The organism is Jezberella sp. (assembly GCF_964834465.1).
Genome location: NZ_CBAZRM010000004.1, coordinates 55,807 through 74,544, shown reverse-complemented (window position 1 = coordinate 74,544; position 18,738 = coordinate 55,807). Strand labels below are relative to the sequence as shown.

Sequence of the window (18,738 nt, the reverse complement as noted above, 5' to 3'; positions counted from 1 at the left end):
TTTCAATTGGTGTCATCCACAAACTAGCAAACTGACTCGCTGAGGTTTAAAAAATGAACGAAATACCGTTGATGAGTGCGGGCTATCCTTGGCAAAAGCTGTCCATTGGCCAAAAGATGCGTACTTTTAAGCGGACAATTACTGAAACAGACATCACCAACTTTGTCACGTCGACGGGCCAGTTAGCGCCAGTGTTTATCGATAGCACCATCAACGACGGGGTTGTCAATGGCAGGCCGGCCCCGGGCGCTTTGACTTACGTGTTGAGCGAAGGCCTGGTTTCGATGGGGATGTTGCGAGGGACCGTACAAATGCTGCTCGAGGTTCAGAAAAAGATGCATGCGCCTGTCATGCAAGGTGACACCATTTGGGCTGAAGTCGAAATCACCGATATCAAGCCAACGCCATTGAGTCATGGGGCCATCGTCACGTCAAAAATCAATGTTAAAAATCAGGATGAGGTCGTTGTCATGACCTACACAGCCACGCGTATCATTTCTAGCGTCGTCCACGGTTAATAGGGCGCTTGATTTTCAACCATGTCCTCACACCTGCCGTCCAGTTCACCGAACATCCCTTCAGCAGTACCGCTGGGCAAAGAGGTTGTCTATCCAAAAGACTATGACGCTTCACTGCTCTGCCCATTTCCCCGCAAAGATGCCAGAGAGCAACTCGGTTTAGCCGACGGCCAGCCACTGCCCTTCCAGGGATGGGATCTCTGGACCGCCTATGAGATCTCGTGGCTCAACCCCAAAGGGCTGCCTAAGGTCGCCTTACTGAAAATCAAAGTGCCGTGTACGACACCACACATCATTGAATCTAAGTCTTTTAAGCTTTATCTCAACAGTTTTAATCAAACAACATTTGCAAGCGTGCACCAGGTGTTTGATACGCTGCGCAAGGATTTGCAAGCAGCGGTTGACGGCGATATCGATATCGACATGGTGGGGCCTGATCAGTTCGATCGAGAACAAATACAAGAGTTCGACGGCATCAACCTAGACAAGCTTGATATCGACATTGATTGCTATCAGCCCAACGCAGCACTGTTAAAGCTCGCTGGTCAACGAGGCGACAACGCCAACCCAGTCGCACCGGTGGTTCGAGAAAAAGTTTTTTCGCGGCTATTAAAGTCTAATTGTCCGATCACGGATCAACCCGATTGGGCATGTATCGAGATCGAATACGTCGGCCCAGCTATTGATCACGCCAGTTTGCTCAAATATGTCGTTTCTTACCGCCTGCATAATGGCTTTCACGAGCATTGCGTCGAGAAGATCTTTTTAGACATCATGAAGCAATGCCAACCCAGCTCTCTGTCCGTGTATGCGCGCTACACCAGAAGGGGTGGTCTGGATATCAACCCCTGGCGGGCAACGCCGGACATGATTGAGCCCTTATTGCATCGCAGTGCGAGGCAGTGATCGTTAGCCGGTCAATTCATCCGAAAAATGAGGCGTGATCGTGCTAAGCCAAAGCGGCGGCCGGCGCTTAAATCGCTTTTTCGCGAATGACGGGCCAGGCTCGTCGAAGATAATAAAGCATCGACCAGACGGTCAAAATAGCGGCAATCACAATCAAGACGACCCCCGCCTTTGCTAAGGGCAACCCGAGCAACGGATAAGGGTAGAGCAAGCAGGGAATGGCAACCATTTGAGCCGCTGTCTTTACTTTACCCAGCCAATGCACCGCGACGTTAGCGCGCGCACCGAGTTGTGCCATCCATTCACGTAGCGCTGAAATGGTGATTTCACGCCCAACAATCACGACGGCAATTAACGAATCAACGCGATCGAGGCTTAACAAAACAACGAGGGCAGCACACACCATGAGCTTGTCGGCCACCGGATCGAGAAAGGCGCCAAAGGACGAGGTTTGATTCCAGCGTCGAGCCAGCCAACCATCCAACCAATCGGTGAAACCAGCGAGAATAAAGGCCGAAGCGGCAACTGCGTCGCGCAATTGCGTATGCATGATGCTGTCTGGCACGTAAAAAAGGGCGACAACGAGGGGGATCATGCCGATCCGAAACCACGTGAGAATAATAGGTAGATTAATAGGCATGTCCGTATGCTAACCGATACCACCACTTGTGTTCTGACCAATCGGTCTAAGACAATTACCTGAGTGCGAAGTAAATACGCTCGGCCAGGTCGGGTGAAATCCCTTCGACGGAAGCCAAGTCCTCGATGCTTGCAGACACCACCCCAGTGAAACCACCGAAACGTGCAAGCAATTTCTGCCTGCGCTTAGCCCCTACCCCATCAATATCCTCGAGCCTGGAGACGTTGCGGGCCCGCGCTCGCTTGGCACGCATGCCCGTGATTGCAAAGCGATGCGCTTCGTCGCGGATCTGCGCGATCAACATCAGCGCAGCCGATTCTTGACCAAGCACTAAGGCGGATCGATCGTCTGCAAAGATTAGCGTCTCAAGCCCTACTTTTCTATTTTCGCCTTTGGCCACACCGACGATCACCTGAATGTCAAGGCCTAACTCTGCGAATACTTGGCGAGCGATCTCGACTTGGCCTTTACCGCCGTCAATCAACACCAGCCCCGGCATCTGTGCTTGCCCATCAGCTACTTTACCGAAACGACGAGTCAGCACTTGCCGCATGGCCGCATAGTCATCACCGGGCGTGATGCCCGCGATGTTGTAGCGTCGGTACAAAGAGGGCTGCATCGAATGGTGGTTGTAAACCACACAAGAAGCCTGGGTAGCCTCCCCCGCCGTATGACTGATATCAAAACACTCAATATGCAGCTCGTCGAGTGCCAGGGGATCGGTATCAAGACTCAGGGTCTCAGCGAGGGCCAGCGTTCTGGCACTTCGCGCCCCCGCTTCAGATAACGCGTTTGCCAGAGCCATCTCTGCATTGCGCACGGCTTGTTCAAGCCACGCCTTAGACAATCCTTGTGGCCGAGTTAGAAACCGCACTTTGGTATGCCTTGAACTCGCCAGTAAATCAATCAATTCAGGGTCAGGCAGTGCATGCGATCCCACCATGATGGCAGGCAGAGGATTATCGATATAGTGCTGGGCGATAAAGACCTCGAGGACATCTGCAGGGACATCGTGATCCGTATGCGTCGGGAAAAAAGCCCGATCGCCAAGATGGCGGCCCCCCCTCACCATCGCCAGATTGACGCAAATCTTGCCGCTGGAAGACGCAATGGCAATGATATCGGTATCAGCGCTATCGCTATCTTCCATCGTCTGTTGATGTAACACCCGAGCAAGCGCCCCCATCTGGTCACGCAGCAGCGCAGCCTTCTCGAATTCAAGCCCGCTGGCGGCTTCGTGCATGCGTGTCTCAATGTCTCCCATGATCTCGCGGGTTTCGCCATTTAAAAAACGAGCCGCTCGATGGGCATCGGCCGCATAGTCATCTTTTGAAATTTCACCCACACAAGGCGCTGAACACCGACCGATTTGAAACAGCAGACAGGGCCGTGAACGATTTGAAAATACGGTGTCTTCGCAAGTCCGCAAACGAAACACTTTCTGCAAAATCTGAATGGTCTCTCGCACCGCCCAAGCGCTTGGATAAGGCCCAAAAAACTGCCCTTTCTTTTGCGTCGACCCCCGGTAATACGCAATGCGTGGTGCCACATGACCAGACAGCATCAAGTAAGGATAGGACTTATCGTCGCGAAATAAAATGTTGTAGCGGGGGCGCAGTGTCTTGATGAGATTGTTTTCGAGGATCAACGCCTCGGCTTCAGATCTCGTGACCGTGAACTCCAGCCTGACCACCCGAGCCACCATGTGACCGATTCGTGGGCTGGAGGGAGTCTTTTGAAAGTAGGAAGAAACCCTTTTCTTAAGGTCTCGGGCTTTACCGACGTAAAGGACAACATCGTCTGCATCAATATGCCGATACACCCCGGGCAAATGCGGCAGTTGCGCCAAGAACCCCTTGATATCAAACGCGGGCGCGTCAGTATGCTGTGTCACCACTTATGCCTTCGGTGACTCAGGTGTTAACGTTGAGGTCGGCCGAACGCCCGTCATTTAAGCGACTTCAATGACTGCAACGCCTGCTGATAGGCGTCAGACTTTTGTAATGTCTTCCAATCCAATTGACCGCGCCTGGGCATCAATCGAGCAATTCTGTTTTGAGCCGCTTTTGTTGGCGCTATGCTGTAGCGTTGAATCAAATCATCGGCCAAATCGGGGCGATTGCAAACCAATGCCATATCGCATCCTGCATCGAGTGCGGCCCGCGCGCGATCAACGATGTCTCCGGCCACTGAAGCACCTTCCATGGTAAGGTCATCAGAGAACACAACCCCGTCGTAACCCAGGCGAGTGCGCAAAATCTCTTGAATCCAAACCTTAGAAAAACCCGCTGGCTTGTTGTCGACCTTGGTGTAGATTACATGTGCTGGCATGATGGATGAGATAACCTGATCGCCCAACCATTGGTACGGTGCCGCATCCTCTTGAAGTATTCGAGTCAGACTACGATCATCGCGCGGAATCTCGTGATGAGAGTCTGCGGTCACGGCACCGTGCCCGGGGAAATGCTTACCACAGGCGGCCATGCCGGCAAAACCTAGTCCCTGGGCCAGAGCTCTCGCCAGCATCGCGACGACTCGCGGATCTCGATGAAACGAGCGATCGCCGATCACCGAACTCACCCCGTAATCAAGATCCAGTACGGGCGTAAAACTCAAATCGACGCCACAAGCGAGCAACTCTGCTGCGAGCACGTAACCGACGTCTGTCGCGATACGCATCGCGGTAAGCGGATTTTTCATCCAGGCGTCACCAAGATCACGCATCGATGGCAGCACCGTGAAGCCATCCTCACGGAATCTTTGCACACGACCACCTTCGTGATCAACGGCAATCAGCAGGCGTGGCTTTCTCAGCTTATGAATTTTGCGAGTCAGTTCAACCAACTGCTCTCTACTTTCAAAATTGCGGCTAAACAAAATCACGCCACCTACCATAGGATGGCAAAGTCGCTCTTTTTCAACATCGGTCAGCGTCACACCTTCGACATCGACCATCAGAGGACCGCGGGGGGTCATTGATTTTCTTTTCTTACTGGACATAGCACTGCCTTTTATAGCGGTTTGGATTCAACGATCGCGTAAGCTGCACCATACGCTGACTCGTCCGTGAGAGATATATGCGCTGCACCAAATCGATCTTCGAACCATTCTTTTAACGGTGAGGACAGAACGACACAGGGTCGTCCGCCAGCCATATTGAGCGTTTGCATCCTTGTCCACCACATCGGCGATCGCATGCCTAAACCAATCGCCTTTGAAAATGCTTCTTTGGCTGCAAACCGTGTTGCCAGATACCGGACCCCGCGAAGTCGATCGCGTGCTGCACGGGCTTTGAATACCTTTAACTCGTCTGCGCCCAGTATTTTCTCGGGAAAACGTTCTGGATGCCGCAGCCAGGCACGATCAATTCGATCCATCTTGACGAGGTCTAAACCGATACCGGCGATAGCGCTGACTGGCTGCATCGGTTATGCCTGGCTATGCGTTGCCGCGTTGCCCCGCTGTGCCTGCAACCGGGCCGTGAGCATCGTGGCTTTCATTTGCCGAATGGCCGGTTCCCAACCATCAAAAATAGCTTGCGCAACGATGGCATGGCCAATGTTGAGTTCGGCAATCCCTGGCATCGCAGCAATGGGAGAGACATTGAGCAGGTGCAGGCCGTGTCCGGCATTGACTCTTAACCCGGCGGCAACCGCGACTTGAATTGCAGCTCGCAGTCTATCAAGCTCAAAGGAAATTTCAGCCGCTGTCTTTGCTTCGGCGTATGCCCCCGTGTGCAGCTCAATCACAGGCGCACCGGCATCGCTCGCGGCTTTGATTTGTTGCTCATCAGGATCGATAAAGAGCGACACGCGTATCCCCTGTGACTGAAGTTGGCTGACGGCAGACTTAATCGCCGTAAACCCACCCATCACGTCAAGACCGCCTTCGGTGGTGAGCTCGGTGCGCTTCTCAGGCACAAGGCAAACATCTTGCGGTAAAACTTGACACGCAATCGCAAGCATCTCTTCAGTGACCGCACATTCGAGGTTCATCCGAGTTCGCAACAAAGGACGAATCGCAAAGACGTCAGCGTCTTGAATATGCCGGCGATCTTCTCGCAAGTGCAGGGTAATTAAATCTGCCCCAGCTTCTTCCGCGAGTAGCGCGGCGCGGATAGGGTCTGGATAGACCGTATGCCGCTGTTGCCTGAGGGTCGCAACGTGATCAATGTTCACACCTAGATCAATCATGGCTTGAGGCCACCTCCTAGTGCCGTATAGAGTTGAACCCGATTTACCATCGCATTGAACGTGGTCAAAAGCGCTAATTGCCGAGCAGTGTAATAGTTAATCTGGGCGACTTGCACCTGTAAATAGCTATCCACGCCCTGACTGTAACGCAGATTAGAGAGATCAAGGCTGCGTTTAAGACTGGCTTGCTGAGCGAGGATAGCGTTCAATTCAGCCTGATAGGTTGCCTCACCCGCCAATCCATCAGACACTTCTCGAAACGCAGTTTGAATCGCTTTTTGATAGCTTGTCACTGCCGCTCTGCTGTTGGCATCTGCTAGATCAAGACCTGCGATAAGGGCGCCACCGTTAAATATCGGTAACGTCATTGCCGGGCTTACCTGCCATGTATTGGATTGCCCCAGAAACACGGAACTCGGTGAAACAGCGCTGTACCCGAAAAACGCCAATAAATTCACAGAAGGGAAAAACGCGGCGCGAGCTGCCCCAATGTTGGCATTGTTCGATTTCAACGTGTGCTCTGCAGCGCGAATATCAGGCCTGTTGACGAGTAAATCAAGCGGCGCACCCGCCGGCAACTGCTGGAGCATGGATTCTGTACTCAAAGGCCCTGCTGCAGGCAAGTCTGAAGGGAAGGCTTGCCCAAGCAACACCTCAAGTGCATTCGTTGCCTGCGCACGGTCTCGATTGTATTTAGCCATGTCGGCTGCGGATGAATCCAACAGGGACTTTGCTTGATTCAGGTCGAGCTCTGACGTAATGCCTGCGTCGAAACGGCGCGTGGCGAGATCGTATGATGCCTTGCGTGAGGCCATGGTTTGTTGAGCTAACTCAACCAGCATGTCGTCCATACGAACGCGAAAATATTGCTGAGCAACGCTAGCGATCAGCGTAATTTTCACGTTTCGAGCAACGTCGTCTGTTGACAAGTACGTCTCATAAGCCGCTTCAGAGAGGTTGCGCAGACGTCCGAACAAATCGATTTGAAAAGACGTTAAACCGGCAGTGGCTGTATAAGCGTTTGACACAGCGCTGGTGGCTGTCGAAGAAATGAAATCGTTAGCAGTCCCTGTTCTCGTGGCACTGACATTGAGCTGAGTTTGTGGCCAAAGAGCGCTCCGCTGGATGCCGTATTGTGCACGTGTCTGCTCAACCCGTTGCACCGCCAAACGCAAATCAAGATTGTTTGTTAGCGCGATTTCAAGCAAGGCCTGCAATCGTATATCTTGATAAAACGCCTTCCAACCAATTTCTGAGATCGCACGACCGCTTTCTATCGACCGAACAGGCTGAACCGTCACCGTTGTCAGGTTTTTTGTGGCATCAAAGCTGGCAGTCGATTGATCATGCCAAGCAGCTTGAACTGGCAAATCGGGCCGTGCGTAGTCTGGTGCTAAGTTGCAGCCAGACAAACCCGTCAACAAGCAAGTGACTAGCGTCGCACTCGTTAGGATACGCAATGTCATCACGGCGTGGCCCCTGTGTTACCAAGCACGCTCGGTTGCGTTTTAAAGAACCGCAGCACGATAACAAAGAAAAGCGGGACGAACAACACCGCAAACGGCGTCGCAGCCAGCATGCCGCCAAGCACGCCAAACCCCACCGCTCGCTGGCTCGCAGAACCGGCGCCTGTTGCCAGCGTCAACGGCAATACGCCCAAAATGAAGGCGAAGGATGTCATCAGTATGGGACGAAAGCGTAGCTTGGACGCTTCAATCGATGCCTCGGTCAAGGTTCTGCCTTGAGCGAAAAGGTCTTTCGCAAACTCGACAATCAAGATGGCGTTTTTAGCCGCCAACCCAATCACTGTCACCATGCCCACTTGAAAATAGACATCGTTGCTCATCCCGATTGCAACGGCCAAGCCAACCGCACCCAGCATCCCCAACGGCACGACAAGCATCACGGAAAACGGGATCGCCCAGCTTTCGTAAAGTGCGCACAGCACCAGAAATACAACCATTAAGGCAAGCGATAAAAGGTAAGGCGCTTGCGTACCAGCTTGCTTTTCTTGGTAGGACAAGCCCGCCCATTCATAGGCGAACCCAGGGGGTAATTGCGCCATTAAATTTTGCATCTGCGCAATAGCTTCTCCGGTCGAATGCCCCGGCGCAGACGTCCCAGCAATACGAATCGCCGGGTAGCTGTTATAGCGAATCACCTGCGTTGGCCCTTGCTTCCACTCCACATCGACGAACGACGACAGGGGCACCATCACGCCTGAAGCGCTGCGTGCGTTCAGCTTCAGGACATCTTCGACTTGCATGCGAAATGGTGCATCAGCCTGCAGCCAAACGTTCTGCATCCATCCCATATTGGGAAACTTGCCGATATAAGCCGCCCCCATCGCTGAAGAAAGCAAGCTCGACGCTTCAGAAAAATTCACCCCTTGCGCAGCCGCTTTTTCACGGTCAATCTTGAGCGATAGCTGCGACCCTGGCCCTAAGCCGCTGATCCTCACTTGGGCAAGCGAGGGATTTTGCATGGCTAACCCAATCAATTGCGTGGTTGCACCCATCAAGGCCTCGTAACCCAGGTTGCTTCGGTCTTGCAATCTGAAGTCAAAGCCAGTTGCGTTACCAAGCTCTCGAATCGCGGGCGGGACGACAGTAAAAACCACGGCATCGGGAATGCCTGTTAGCAAGGCACCTAACGCCTTGCCTGCAGTCGCTTGCGCAGAGTTTTGCTTGCCTTTACGTTGGGCAAAGTCTTTGAGGGTGATAAAAGCTAACCCCGTGTTGATACCATTACCGTTAAAGCTAAAGCCATTCACGGTGATCAAGTCTTTCACGTTCGGATCTGACAGATAATAGGCCTCGGCCTTCTTCAGCACATCCAATGTGCGATTCGACGAGGCACCTGCTGGCAACTCGATATTCGCGAGCATGTAGCCTTGATCCTCTTCAGGCAAAAAGCTAGAAGGCATTCGCAAATATAGAAAGGCTAAAACACCCAACATCAAGATATAAATAAACATGACCGATTTGCCGCGACGCAAAAGCTTGGTCACACCGGTTTCATAGGAATCGGTCGTGCGCTTGAACGCTCGGTTAAACCAACCAAAGAAGCCCTTTTTTTCAACATGATGGCCTTTCGCAATTGGCTTGAGGATAGTGGCACACAGAGCGGGCGTGAAACTCAGCGCGAGGAACGCCGAGAACATAATCGAGACAGACATCCCGATCGCGAACTGTCGATAAATCACGCCCACCGAGCCACTCATGAACCCCAGTGGCAAAAACACCGTCGTCAGAACAGCCGTTATACCGACAATTGCCCCAGAGATCTGAGGCATTGCCTTGGCCGTCGCTTGTTTAGGCGACAAGCCTTCTTCGACCATGATGCGTTCAACGTTTTCAACCACCACAATAGCATCGTCCACCAAAATGCCGATTGCCAGCACCATCGCAAACAAGGTCAGCACGTTGATCGTCAACCCGAACACCTGCATGACGGCAAAGGTACCCAGCATGGCCACGGGCACCACGATGGCGGGGATCAGCGTGTACCTGAAATCTTGTAAAAACAAGTACATCACCAAAAACACCAATACCATTGCTTCAAATAAGGTGTGAATCACTTGCTCGATTGACGTTGAAACATAGGGTGCTGTGTTGTACGGGATTTTGAACTCGACGTTAGCCGGGAAGTAAGGCGTCAGTTCTTTCATCTTGGCTTGCACCGCTGTGGCCACATCCAGTGCATTTGCAGTAGGCTTTAACACGACGGCAAAGGCGGCAGTGGGTTTGCCATTCAAACGAGCCGCCAACAAATAGCTATCGGAGCCGACCTCGATCCGAGCCACGTTTTTCAAACGAACCGATGATCCGTCAGCATTAGCTCGAACAACAATTTCGCCAAACCCTTCAGGCGTTGTCAATTGCCCGTTACCCAACACCGTCGCCATGGTGCGCTGCTTGGGATCGTTAGGTGGCGAACCAATACTACCCGCCGAAATCAACACATTCTGCTGCTTGAGCGCGGTGATTAAATCGGTGGTGCTCAGGCCAAGCGCGGTCAGCTTATCGGTATCTGCCCAGATGCGCATGGCTCGAGGTGCACCAAACAACCGGAACTGACCGACGCCATCCAAGCGAGCGATTGGATTCTGAATGTTACGGGTGATGTAATCCGCTAGCGCTGCCTGATCTAGGGCGTTGTCGGTTGACGATAAGGTCCCGATCAATAGAAAGCCGGTCCCGGTTTGTTGAAATTGCAGACCCTGCTGATTGACGACATCGGGCAACTGAGCAGCCACGTTGGCTACTCTATTCTGCACATCGACTTGCGCCAAATCGGGGTTAGTGCCGGGGGCAAAAGTCACCGTGATTTGCGCTTGGCCGTTCGAGTCGCTCACTGACTCGTAATACAAAAGGCCTTTGGCACCATTTAAAGGGTTTTCAATGATGCTGGTGACCGTTTCAGAGACCTCTTTGGCTGAAGCCCCGGGATAAAGGGCCGTGATCGTGATGGCCGGTGGTGCCACAATCGGATATTGAGAGATCGGCATGAACCGTATCGCCAAAATACCCAGGAAGCTGATAAAGATTGCGACAACCCAAGCGAAGATCGGACGGTCAATAAAAAATTGTGGCATGAAACGGCCCTATTGCTGTTTGCTGGCGGGAACAACCTTGACCGGCATACCGGGCCTGACTTTCTGGTAACCCTCAGTGATGACTTCATCACCCGCTTGCAAACCCGCATCAACGATGACGCGTCCCGCGAACGAGGGGCCAGTTTTTACAGGCACCAGAGCGACTTTTCCGTCTTTGACAATCAGCACATTGGTGCGACCATCAGGCGTGCGCTGTATGGACTGCGGTGGAACTAACATGGCCGACTTGTTGATGCCTTCTTCGACACGAACTCTCACAAACATACCAGGTAATAAGACTTCCGCAGGGTTGGGAATCTCGGTACGCAAAGCGACTTGACCTGTCGTCTCATTCACAGAGACACCGGTGAACAACAGTTTCCCTGGCTTCGCATAAAGGGATCCATCTTCAAGGACGATGGACACTTGTGCTTCGTTCTCGGATATTCGCTGCAGCAGACCTTCTTTAAACTGTCGACGCAGACGTGCAAGGTTAGCTGTCGTCTCGTTGACGTCCACATACATGGGATCGAGCTGCTGTACTACGGCCATTTGCGTCGCCGACGTTGAATCGACTAGAGCACCCTCAGTGACCAACGCTTTGCCAATACGCCCTGTAATCGGGGATCTGACATTGGTGTATTCAAGATTAATTTTGGCACTTTCAAGCGTGGCTTTCGCCGCGGCCACGAGCGCTGCTGTCTGGTTAGCCGCAGCACGGGCATTGTCATAGTCTTGCTTACTAATAGCGTTCGCTGCAACCAGCGGTTGATATCGCTGAGCCAGCATCTTTGCAGAAAATTCATCGGCTTGGGCTTTTTTAAGTTGTGCCGCAGCCTGGTCGTATACCGCTTGATACTGAGCGGCATCGATTTTGAACAACAAATCCCCTTCTTTGACGAGTGCACCCTGTTTAAACACGATCTTTTGAACGATCCCTGTCACGCGTGCACGAATCTGCGCATCGCGCACTGCCGCTACTCGGCCAGGCAAGTCGGACTGAACCACCGCAGACTCTGGCACAAGGGTCACGGTGACCACTTGGGGAGGGCCAGGGTTGAAGGCTGGCTTGTCGCTGCAACCCGCCAACACAAAAACGGCACCCAGCAGCCCCGCGGGCAAAGCAACCCACCGAGTCATAGATAGGCTGAAAATTCGCATGTCGGAGATCTCTTCAAACAAAAATGGGTGGTGAACCACACACCAGCATCAATACCAAGGGAAAACACTGTATCACGGTCGCCGCAACGATCTGAACAACTGGTGGGGATTGCTCACCTATCGAGAATTTGAGCAGCGCTCTTCATCACTGCATCGGGAAGTACTAAGCCAAGCTTGCGGGCTGTCTCTTGATTAATCCATAAGGCGGGCTTAGCAATGGTTTCGATGGGCGTCGCGCCCAGCGCGTTGCCTCTTAATAATTTGACAAGAAGTCGCCCCATTTGTTGACCAACTTCGCGTTGATTAAACTCTAAACCGGCAAGTGCCCCCTGCGCTACGGCTTGCGCTTGAGAGGCAATAAGCGGCAACTTGGCGTCAATCGCCACTTTGACCAGCGCAGGATAAGCCTGCGACACGGTTGCATCATCGATGCTAAAAAACACATCGACCTTACTAATCATGCTACGAGCAGCCGCGCCAACATCTGCGCTTCGATTGACGGACGACTCAATCAACACTAACCCAAACTTCGACAGCGCTTCAGTCAACGGTTTGACTAACGCAAGCGATGTGGGCGAACCGGCTCGGTACAAAACACCAATTCGCTTTGCGCCAGGCGCCAACGTTCTGATCAGCTCTACTTGTCGGCTAGGCGCAATCGATGAAATGACCCCTGCCACCGGCGCCGTCACCGAAATTTGAGCGGCGGTCAGCCGGCCAGCATCGGCGTCGTACACATCACCAAACAGCAGCGGGATTTTGCTTTCTTGGGCAAGCACAGCAAGCGCTGCCGGTGCTGTCAGCGCGACGATGATATCGGGCTTGCCAGCAATGGCTGCTTGAGCTCGGCGGTTTAAATCGCCACCTTGCGCATCAATGGACTGAAGGCTGAGGTTGTATTGTTTGCCTTCGACGAGCCCTGCTGCTTTTAGCGCGTCTTTGACCCCTGCAAGCAAAAGAGGGGTCGCACTTGTGTCGCGTCCAACCACCACGACCACTTGCTTCTGTTGAGCCATCGATGTCCCAGATAAGCTGAGACTGCAAAAAGCCAACAGCAGCACAGTCACATATCTCATCACACGCAAGCCTCTGCTGAACCCATCAAACACTCAGGATGCCCTCTTTTGATTGCGAGACGAGCGATTTTGCCCACTTACGCGCGGGCAATCCGCACTGAGACTCTACCAACTCAGCCCGGCTCAGTAAATCGCTGACCGCGACCTCAAGTCGTGGCCCCTTAAAGGCAATCACAATTTGATTGCCAGCGTCCATTTGCGGCAACGTCAGTAAACGGCCCTCAAACGCCTCATTCAAATGCTTCATATTGCGCTCAAAACTCTCGTGAGCACCGAACAAGTTGACGGTCAAGACCCCAACATCAGACAAGACGCGTCGACAATCCGTATAGAAAGCGACTGAGTCACGCACGGGGCCACGCGCCTGCGCATCGTACAAATCAACCATTAACGCAGCAATCTGCCCCGCCTGCTCAGTTTGAGTTACCCACACGGCCGCATCCAAGTGCTCAATACTCAAGCGACGCGGCCTTGGAAGTTTGAAATACATTTCGCAGGCAGCGGTGACCTGGGGGTTCCATTCAACAACAGTGACAGGATTTTGATAGTGTTTTAAGCAAAACCGAGTGAGCGAACCAGCCCCCAATCCCAGCAACCCAATCCGCTGAGTGTCGGGAGGATCAAGGAACAACTGCCACGCCATCATCTGCGCGGTGTACTCAAGAACAAGCTCGTGAGGCTTGGCAACCCACATCGCCCCCTGCACCCATTCTGTTCCAAAATGCAGATAACGGATCCCTTGAGCTTCAGAAATGGTGGGGGCATCGTGAATAGATGGCTTATTGGACAAAAATCGACTCCGTCTCTCGTAAGGATCGAACTATAACAACCCCAGGTACCAGCAGAGCAAAGACCTTGCAAATCATTGATTTTTTGCAAAAAAACACGAATGTAGGTAGAATTGCGGGCTAACTAATGGATACGTTGTTTTTGTTCGTCTTTGACGGAAAAGCGCGAAGGTCAAACACCGCGTGCAAAACAAAAGCTGGCGACCCGATCACTTCAAAGGAAATTTATGAAAGACAGTATCCATCCAGAATACCGTGATGTCGTTTTTGTTGACCTGCAAACTGGCAACAAGTTCATCACCCGTTCAACGCTCAACAGCCGCGAAAACATCGACATTGATGGCAAGACTTATCCGCTGTTCAAGTGTGACGTTACCTCAGAATCGCATCCTTTCTATACGGGTGCCCAAACCCGTATCGTTGAGACTGGTCGCGTCGAGAAATTCCGTGCCCGTTTTGCTCGTACCACAGGCATCAAAAAAGCAACGGCGTAATCATGGCTCGACTCATCCAGAGATGGGTCTTGCTCGCCGTGACAAAAGGCAGCCGTTGGCTGCTTTTTTTTTACTAAGGTCTTAATCGCACGTGCAATTCCAAACCCCACATACACCTGCCAGACTCACGGCGCCCGCAACGGTCAAGCTCCCCCGGGTCTGGCTCTTTCTGCTGGCGGTGACTTACATCCTGACCGGCTTAATCGGGCGTGATCCCTGGAAGACAGATGACGCCGTCGGCTTAGCAACGATGCTGAGCGCGCTCGATCTGGGTGGCAATGCATGGTGGTTACCTCAAGTTGGCACAGCCCCGCTGGCGCAAGACGGCCCGCTGACGATGTGGCTGGGCGCCGGGTTTATCTATGTCTTTGGCCCACTGATGGGCGAAGTGCTCTCCTCACGACTCACCAATGTTGCTTGGTTTGCCATCACGATCACATCGGTTTGGTATGGCACCTACTTGCTGGGCCGTCGGGCAGAGGCCCAACCACTTGCCCTGCCCTTTGGTGGTGAACCTTCTGAAAAAGATTACGGACGTTTACTGGCAGACGCGTCAATTTTGCTCATTCTGGCCACCGTCGGTATTTTGTTACGAGTGCATGAAACCTCTATTGCCATCGCGTCCTTAGCATGTCAGGCATTCGCGTTTTATGCGTTAGCTCGCATGCTTGATAAGCCAAAATTCGGCGCAACCATGTTGGGGCTCGCGATGACGGCTGCTTTCCTGACCAAGGCGCTGCCCGGGCTCTTGCCAATCTTATTGGCGCTGCCGTTAGCGTTTCAGCCAAGAGGCGCACTCTGGCGTCGCGTCCATTGGCTTATTTGGGCCTTGTTAATCGCAGCAACGCTTGGCTTGGGCTGGTGGTTGACCGCCAAGCGCTTGAATATTGCTTGGTTGCAAGAATGGGCCCAATGGAACCGCGACTACTTCAGCAAACCACTGTGGGACATCATCTTACGACCGATCCGAGACTTGCCTTGGTTTCTCTGGCCAACCTGGCCTTTGGCCGCACTTGCTTTGTGGCAGTGGCGGCGATGGCTTGCTGCCCCTCACATCTGGATCCCTTTGTCCCTCTTGATCAGCACACTTGTTGTGTCGCTGTTTATTTCTGAGCCTGGTGAACCTGACTACATGATGCTAGTCGTACCATGCGCGGTGCTGGGTGCCTTCTCGCTACCAACCATGCGACGCGGGGTGGTCAATACTTTGGACTGGTTTGGCGTCATGTGTTTTTCTGTGACCGTCGTCTGCGTTTGGGTCGGTTGGATGGCGTTGCACTTTGACATCCCCCATGGAATTTCGCTCAACATTGCCCGCCAAACGGTTGGGTACATCCCGCAGATCCGGTGGTGGACAGTCATCGCTGCTGCTGCTGTAACCGGGGGATGGGTCTGGGTAGTGATCTGGCGTGTACGCTTCCATCCGAGCGTGCTTTGGCGCGGCGTCATTCTTTGCTCAGTGGGCATCACCTGTACCTGGGTACTCTTATGCTTACTCTGGATGCCTGCGGTTGATTATGTTCGCAGTTATCGACCTATGTCAGAGGCCATCAAAATTGAACTTCTGAAACTGACAAAACCTGGACAACCTGTGCAATGTGTTCGGGCGCAAGGCTTGTCCGCGGGACCGCGTGCTTCACTTTATGTTTTCGACAGAATTACCTTCACTTACGACTCCGCTTGTCCGATTGTGCTGCAGCAAACCTCATTGCAACAACTTGAGGATAGCTCTGCTGGCTACGCAGAGGGCGCACGGGTTATTTGGCAAGGTTCGCGCGGTGCAGATCGTTTCGATCGCTACCGCTTGTTGCGGATCTTGGCCAAGTGAGCGTTGATCTCGTCGTGACCAAGTCTGTGTCTTCAACAGCAAAGGCAATCCTGAAGCAATCCTGGCCGACCTTAATCAGTGCCTGGGCAGGTATTGCTTTCGGCGTGTTGGACACCATCATGACCGGTCATGCCAGCGCCAATGATCTGGCCACCATGGCGCTTTCCGTGTCGATTTACATCACGGTTTTTGTCGGCTTGATGGGGGTCATGCATGCGTTAATCCCGATTCTGGCTCAGTATTACGGTGCAAACGAGCTTGATCGCATCGGGCACGCCTGGGGTCAAGGTATTTGGGTTGCGCTGGGTTTGTCAGTTGCAGGCGGCTTGGTCATGCTGTATCCAAATATCTGGTTGAGTTTCTCGGGTGACGTTCCGCTTGAAGTCAAAATCAGCATGAGCCACTACCTCTCAGCGCTGACACTGGCATTGCCGGCTGCTTTGATCTTCAGAACGATCTATTCCCTGGCCAATGCTGTCTCGAGACCTAAATTAGTCATGATGATCAATCTGCTCGGGATTGCCTTAAAGGCAGTGTGTAACTGGTTACTGATTTTTGGTCATTGGGGCGTGCCTGCGCTCGGCGCCGCCGGTGCCGGTGTTTCGACCTGTCTTGTCAACTGGATCAGTTTGATCGTCGGCATGTGGATCGTGAGCCGCACACCTTTTTACAAACAATTCAATCTTCGTTTTGGTTGGCCTGATTGGGCAGAAATTGGCAGTATTCTCAGATTAGGTATTCCTATGGGGGGATCCTACTTCGTCGAAGTATGCGCCTTCACGTTCATGTCTTTACTTGTTGCTCAAGAAGGCACCGCGGTGATTGGTGGACACCAAATCATGTCCAACCTTGCCGCGCTGGCGTACATGATGCCAATGTCAATTGGCGTCACCACTGCTGCGCTGTCTGCCCAATCTTTAGGGGCGAAAGCCTTCGCGCATGCTCACCGCACCAGTATGGTGGGGCTGGGTATCTGCCTCGCAGGGGCGATACTGACAGCGTTACTGCTTTTCTTTGAACGTCAAACCATTGTTGGCATCTACACGGATAAGGCCGAGGTCGCAGCCGTTGCCTTCACGCTGCTTGCCATCCTGCCGTGGTTCCACATCATCGATTCAATGCAATGCATCAATAGTTACATACTACGTGCCCACAAGATTGCGATTGTGCCCATGCTTTTACAGATCTTTGCGCTACTCTGCGTAGGCTTGATGGGCGGGTGGTGGTTTGGATTTGGTTCTGGTAGTGCCTATCTAGCCCCAGTGATTCGTGAGCTGCTGCCAGGCGCCCCACTTGGCGCGACCAGTATGTGGTTGATGGCAGCGCTTGGGCTTGCCATCTCGGCCTCGCTGCTACAAGGGTTTTATCGCTATATCGTCAGACGTGACGACGGTTTACACATTTAGCGTTCATCAAAACTGACCGCCACCTGCGCGCTCGTTGGCATCGCCTGACAGGATAATACAAACCCTTGATCGGTCTCCCACTTTTCAAGACCGAAATTTTTCTCCATATCAACCGACCCGTCCATCACCTTAACTCGACAGGTCGAACACACGCCTCCTTTGCACGAATAGGGTAGATCCAGACCAGCAAGCAGCGCGACATCCAGCACCTTCTGGTGCTTCTCCATGGTGAGTTCATGTCGCTTTCCATCAAGAACCACAGACAGTTTCACCGCGTCGGGGGTTGACTGAGTCTTTGCTTCAGTGCGCTCTGCAGTGCTTGGCCGAATCGCCTTGAGTGGCGCTTGAGCAGATACGGTTTCGAGCGTCGTTGACGTAAAACGTTCTGCATGAATCCGTCTCTCAGCTACCCCGGCTTTTGCCAGCGCGCTTGCGACGGCCTCAAGCATCGGCACGGGACCGCAGATAAATACCTCATCCATACTCTCAACAGGCAACAGCTTTTCTATGAGCGCGTTGACTTTTGCCTCATCGATACGCCCCTGTAGCAAGTCAGTTTCTTGCGACTGTCGCGAGAGAATATGCACTAACGTCAGTCGATCCATGTAGCGATCTTTGAGATCTTGAAGCGTCTCATTGAACATGACGGTCGACATGCTTCGATTGCCATAAACGAGCGTGAATTTCGACCCGGGTTGATCTTCGAGCACGTGTGCCATGATTGACAGCACTGGCGTAATACCCGATCCCGCGACGAAACCCACCCGGTGAAGCGCACGAGGCTTGTTCGACACAAATCGACCCTGAGGGGTCATCACTTGCACAAGATCCCCGACCTTGAGTTGCGTCGTTGCCCAGGTTGAAAAAACACCATCTTCAACACGTCGAATACCAACCACCAGTTCATGATGCAAGGCCAAATGGTTTGGCGAACTACAAATCGAATAACTACGACGAATATCTTGCCCTTCAATAGTGGTTCTCAGTGTCAAATACTGGCCCGCCGAGAACTGATAGGCTTGTTCCAGTTCAGCTGGAATGGCAAACGCCACCGAAACGGCATCTTCTGCCTCAGCTGCGATGTGTGAGACGGTGAGCGTATGAAAGCGTGGAACACCTGACATAGTCGTA

Annotated in this window: 15 protein-coding genes and 1 pseudogene; 5 read left to right on the top strand and 11 right to left on the bottom strand. The window is 52.8% G+C overall.

Annotated features, from left to right (window positions below; translation table 11 throughout):
• Positions 1-53 precede the first annotated feature (53 nt).
• Together AC1W8Y_RS04070 and queF are read left to right on the top strand one after the other, a co-directional pair.
• A complete protein-coding gene (locus tag AC1W8Y_RS04070; protein ID WP_482013190.1) occupies positions 54-518 on the top strand; it encodes a MaoC family dehydratase in 465 nt (154 codons plus the stop codon).
• Between the two features lie 21 nt (positions 519-539).
• Positions 540-1,424: an NADPH-dependent 7-cyano-7-deazaguanine reductase QueF gene (queF, locus tag AC1W8Y_RS04065; protein ID WP_482013189.1), complete on the top strand. Its 885-nt coding sequence runs from the start codon at positions 540-542 to the stop codon at positions 1,422-1,424.
• Between the two features lie 67 nt (positions 1,425-1,491).
• Here queF and pgsA read toward each other — a convergent pair whose 3' ends face one another.
• The 10 genes and pseudogenes from pgsA to AC1W8Y_RS04015 form a co-directional block, all read right to left on the bottom strand.
• Positions 1,492-2,064 (bottom strand): CDP-diacylglycerol--glycerol-3-phosphate 3-phosphatidyltransferase, encoded by a 573-nt coding sequence (gene pgsA / locus AC1W8Y_RS04060; RefSeq protein ID WP_482013188.1) that lies wholly within the window; start codon positions 2,062-2,064, stop codon positions 1,492-1,494.
• Between the two features lie 55 nt (positions 2,065-2,119).
• Positions 2,120-3,958 (bottom strand): excinuclease ABC subunit UvrC, encoded by a 1,839-nt coding sequence (gene uvrC / locus AC1W8Y_RS04055; protein ID WP_482013187.1) that lies wholly within the window; start codon positions 3,956-3,958, stop codon positions 2,120-2,122.
• A 53-nt stretch (positions 3,959-4,011) separates the two neighbouring features.
• Positions 4,012-5,064 carry a beta-N-acetylhexosaminidase gene (gene nagZ, locus AC1W8Y_RS04050; protein WP_482013186.1) on the bottom strand — a complete coding sequence of 351 codons (1,053 nt, stop codon included), beginning with the start codon at positions 5,062-5,064 and terminating at the stop codon, positions 4,012-4,014.
• A gap of 11 nt (positions 5,065-5,075) precedes the next feature.
• The gene (gene acpS / locus AC1W8Y_RS04045; protein ID WP_482013185.1) at positions 5,076-5,489 is read right to left on the bottom strand and encodes a holo-ACP synthase; all 414 of its coding nucleotides are present in this window, start codon (positions 5,487-5,489) and stop codon (positions 5,076-5,078) included.
• 3 nt (positions 5,490-5,492) lie between these two features.
• Positions 5,493-6,257, bottom strand: coding sequence for a pyridoxine 5'-phosphate synthase (locus AC1W8Y_RS04040; protein ID WP_482013184.1), 765 nt, complete (start codon positions 6,255-6,257; stop codon positions 5,493-5,495).
• Positions 6,254-7,723 (bottom strand): efflux transporter outer membrane subunit, encoded by a 1,470-nt coding sequence (locus AC1W8Y_RS04035; RefSeq protein ID WP_482013183.1) that lies wholly within the window; start codon positions 7,721-7,723, stop codon positions 6,254-6,256. Before AC1W8Y_RS04035 ends, AC1W8Y_RS04040 begins: the two co-directional genes overlap by 4 nt.
• Positions 7,724-7,749: 26 nt before the next feature.
• Positions 7,750-10,854, bottom strand: a pseudogene (locus AC1W8Y_RS04030) (multidrug efflux RND transporter permease subunit); the annotation flags it as partial.
• 9 nt (positions 10,855-10,863) lie between these two features.
• Positions 10,864-12,015: an efflux RND transporter periplasmic adaptor subunit gene (locus AC1W8Y_RS04025; RefSeq protein WP_482013182.1), complete on the bottom strand. Its 1,152-nt coding sequence runs from the start codon at positions 12,013-12,015 to the stop codon at positions 10,864-10,866.
• A gap of 113 nt (positions 12,016-12,128) precedes the next feature.
• Positions 12,129-13,091 (bottom strand): ABC transporter substrate-binding protein, encoded by a 963-nt coding sequence (locus AC1W8Y_RS04020; RefSeq protein ID WP_482013181.1) that lies wholly within the window; start codon positions 13,089-13,091, stop codon positions 12,129-12,131.
• A 25-nt stretch (positions 13,092-13,116) separates the two neighbouring features.
• Positions 13,117-13,881 (bottom strand): class I SAM-dependent methyltransferase, encoded by a 765-nt coding sequence (locus AC1W8Y_RS04015; protein ID WP_482013180.1) that lies wholly within the window; start codon positions 13,879-13,881, stop codon positions 13,117-13,119.
• Positions 13,882-14,106: 225 nt separating this feature from the next.
• On the opposite strand from AC1W8Y_RS04015, the gene AC1W8Y_RS04010 reads away from it, so the two are divergent.
• From AC1W8Y_RS04010 to AC1W8Y_RS04000, 3 genes are all read left to right on the top strand, one after another.
• Positions 14,107-14,373 carry a type B 50S ribosomal protein L31 gene (locus tag AC1W8Y_RS04010; RefSeq protein ID WP_482013179.1) on the top strand — a complete coding sequence of 89 codons (267 nt, stop codon included), beginning with the start codon at positions 14,107-14,109 and terminating at the stop codon, positions 14,371-14,373.
• Positions 14,374-14,464: 91 nt separating this feature from the next.
• Complete coding sequence (locus AC1W8Y_RS04005; protein ID WP_482013178.1) at positions 14,465-16,201, top strand: ArnT family glycosyltransferase; 1,737 nt, start codon at positions 14,465-14,467, stop codon at positions 16,199-16,201.
• Positions 16,198-17,607: an MATE family efflux transporter gene (locus AC1W8Y_RS04000; protein ID WP_482013177.1), complete on the top strand. Its 1,410-nt coding sequence runs from the start codon at positions 16,198-16,200 to the stop codon at positions 17,605-17,607. The genes AC1W8Y_RS04005 and AC1W8Y_RS04000 overlap by 4 nt, the downstream gene beginning before the upstream one ends.
• On the opposite strand, the gene AC1W8Y_RS03995 is transcribed toward AC1W8Y_RS04000, so the two are convergent.
• Positions 17,604-18,731 (bottom strand): 2Fe-2S iron-sulfur cluster-binding protein, encoded by a 1,128-nt coding sequence (locus AC1W8Y_RS03995; protein ID WP_482013176.1) that lies wholly within the window; start codon positions 18,729-18,731, stop codon positions 17,604-17,606. The two genes, AC1W8Y_RS04000 and AC1W8Y_RS03995, sit on opposite strands and share 4 nt — an antisense overlap.
• Between the last annotated feature and the right edge of the window lie 7 nt (positions 18,732-18,738).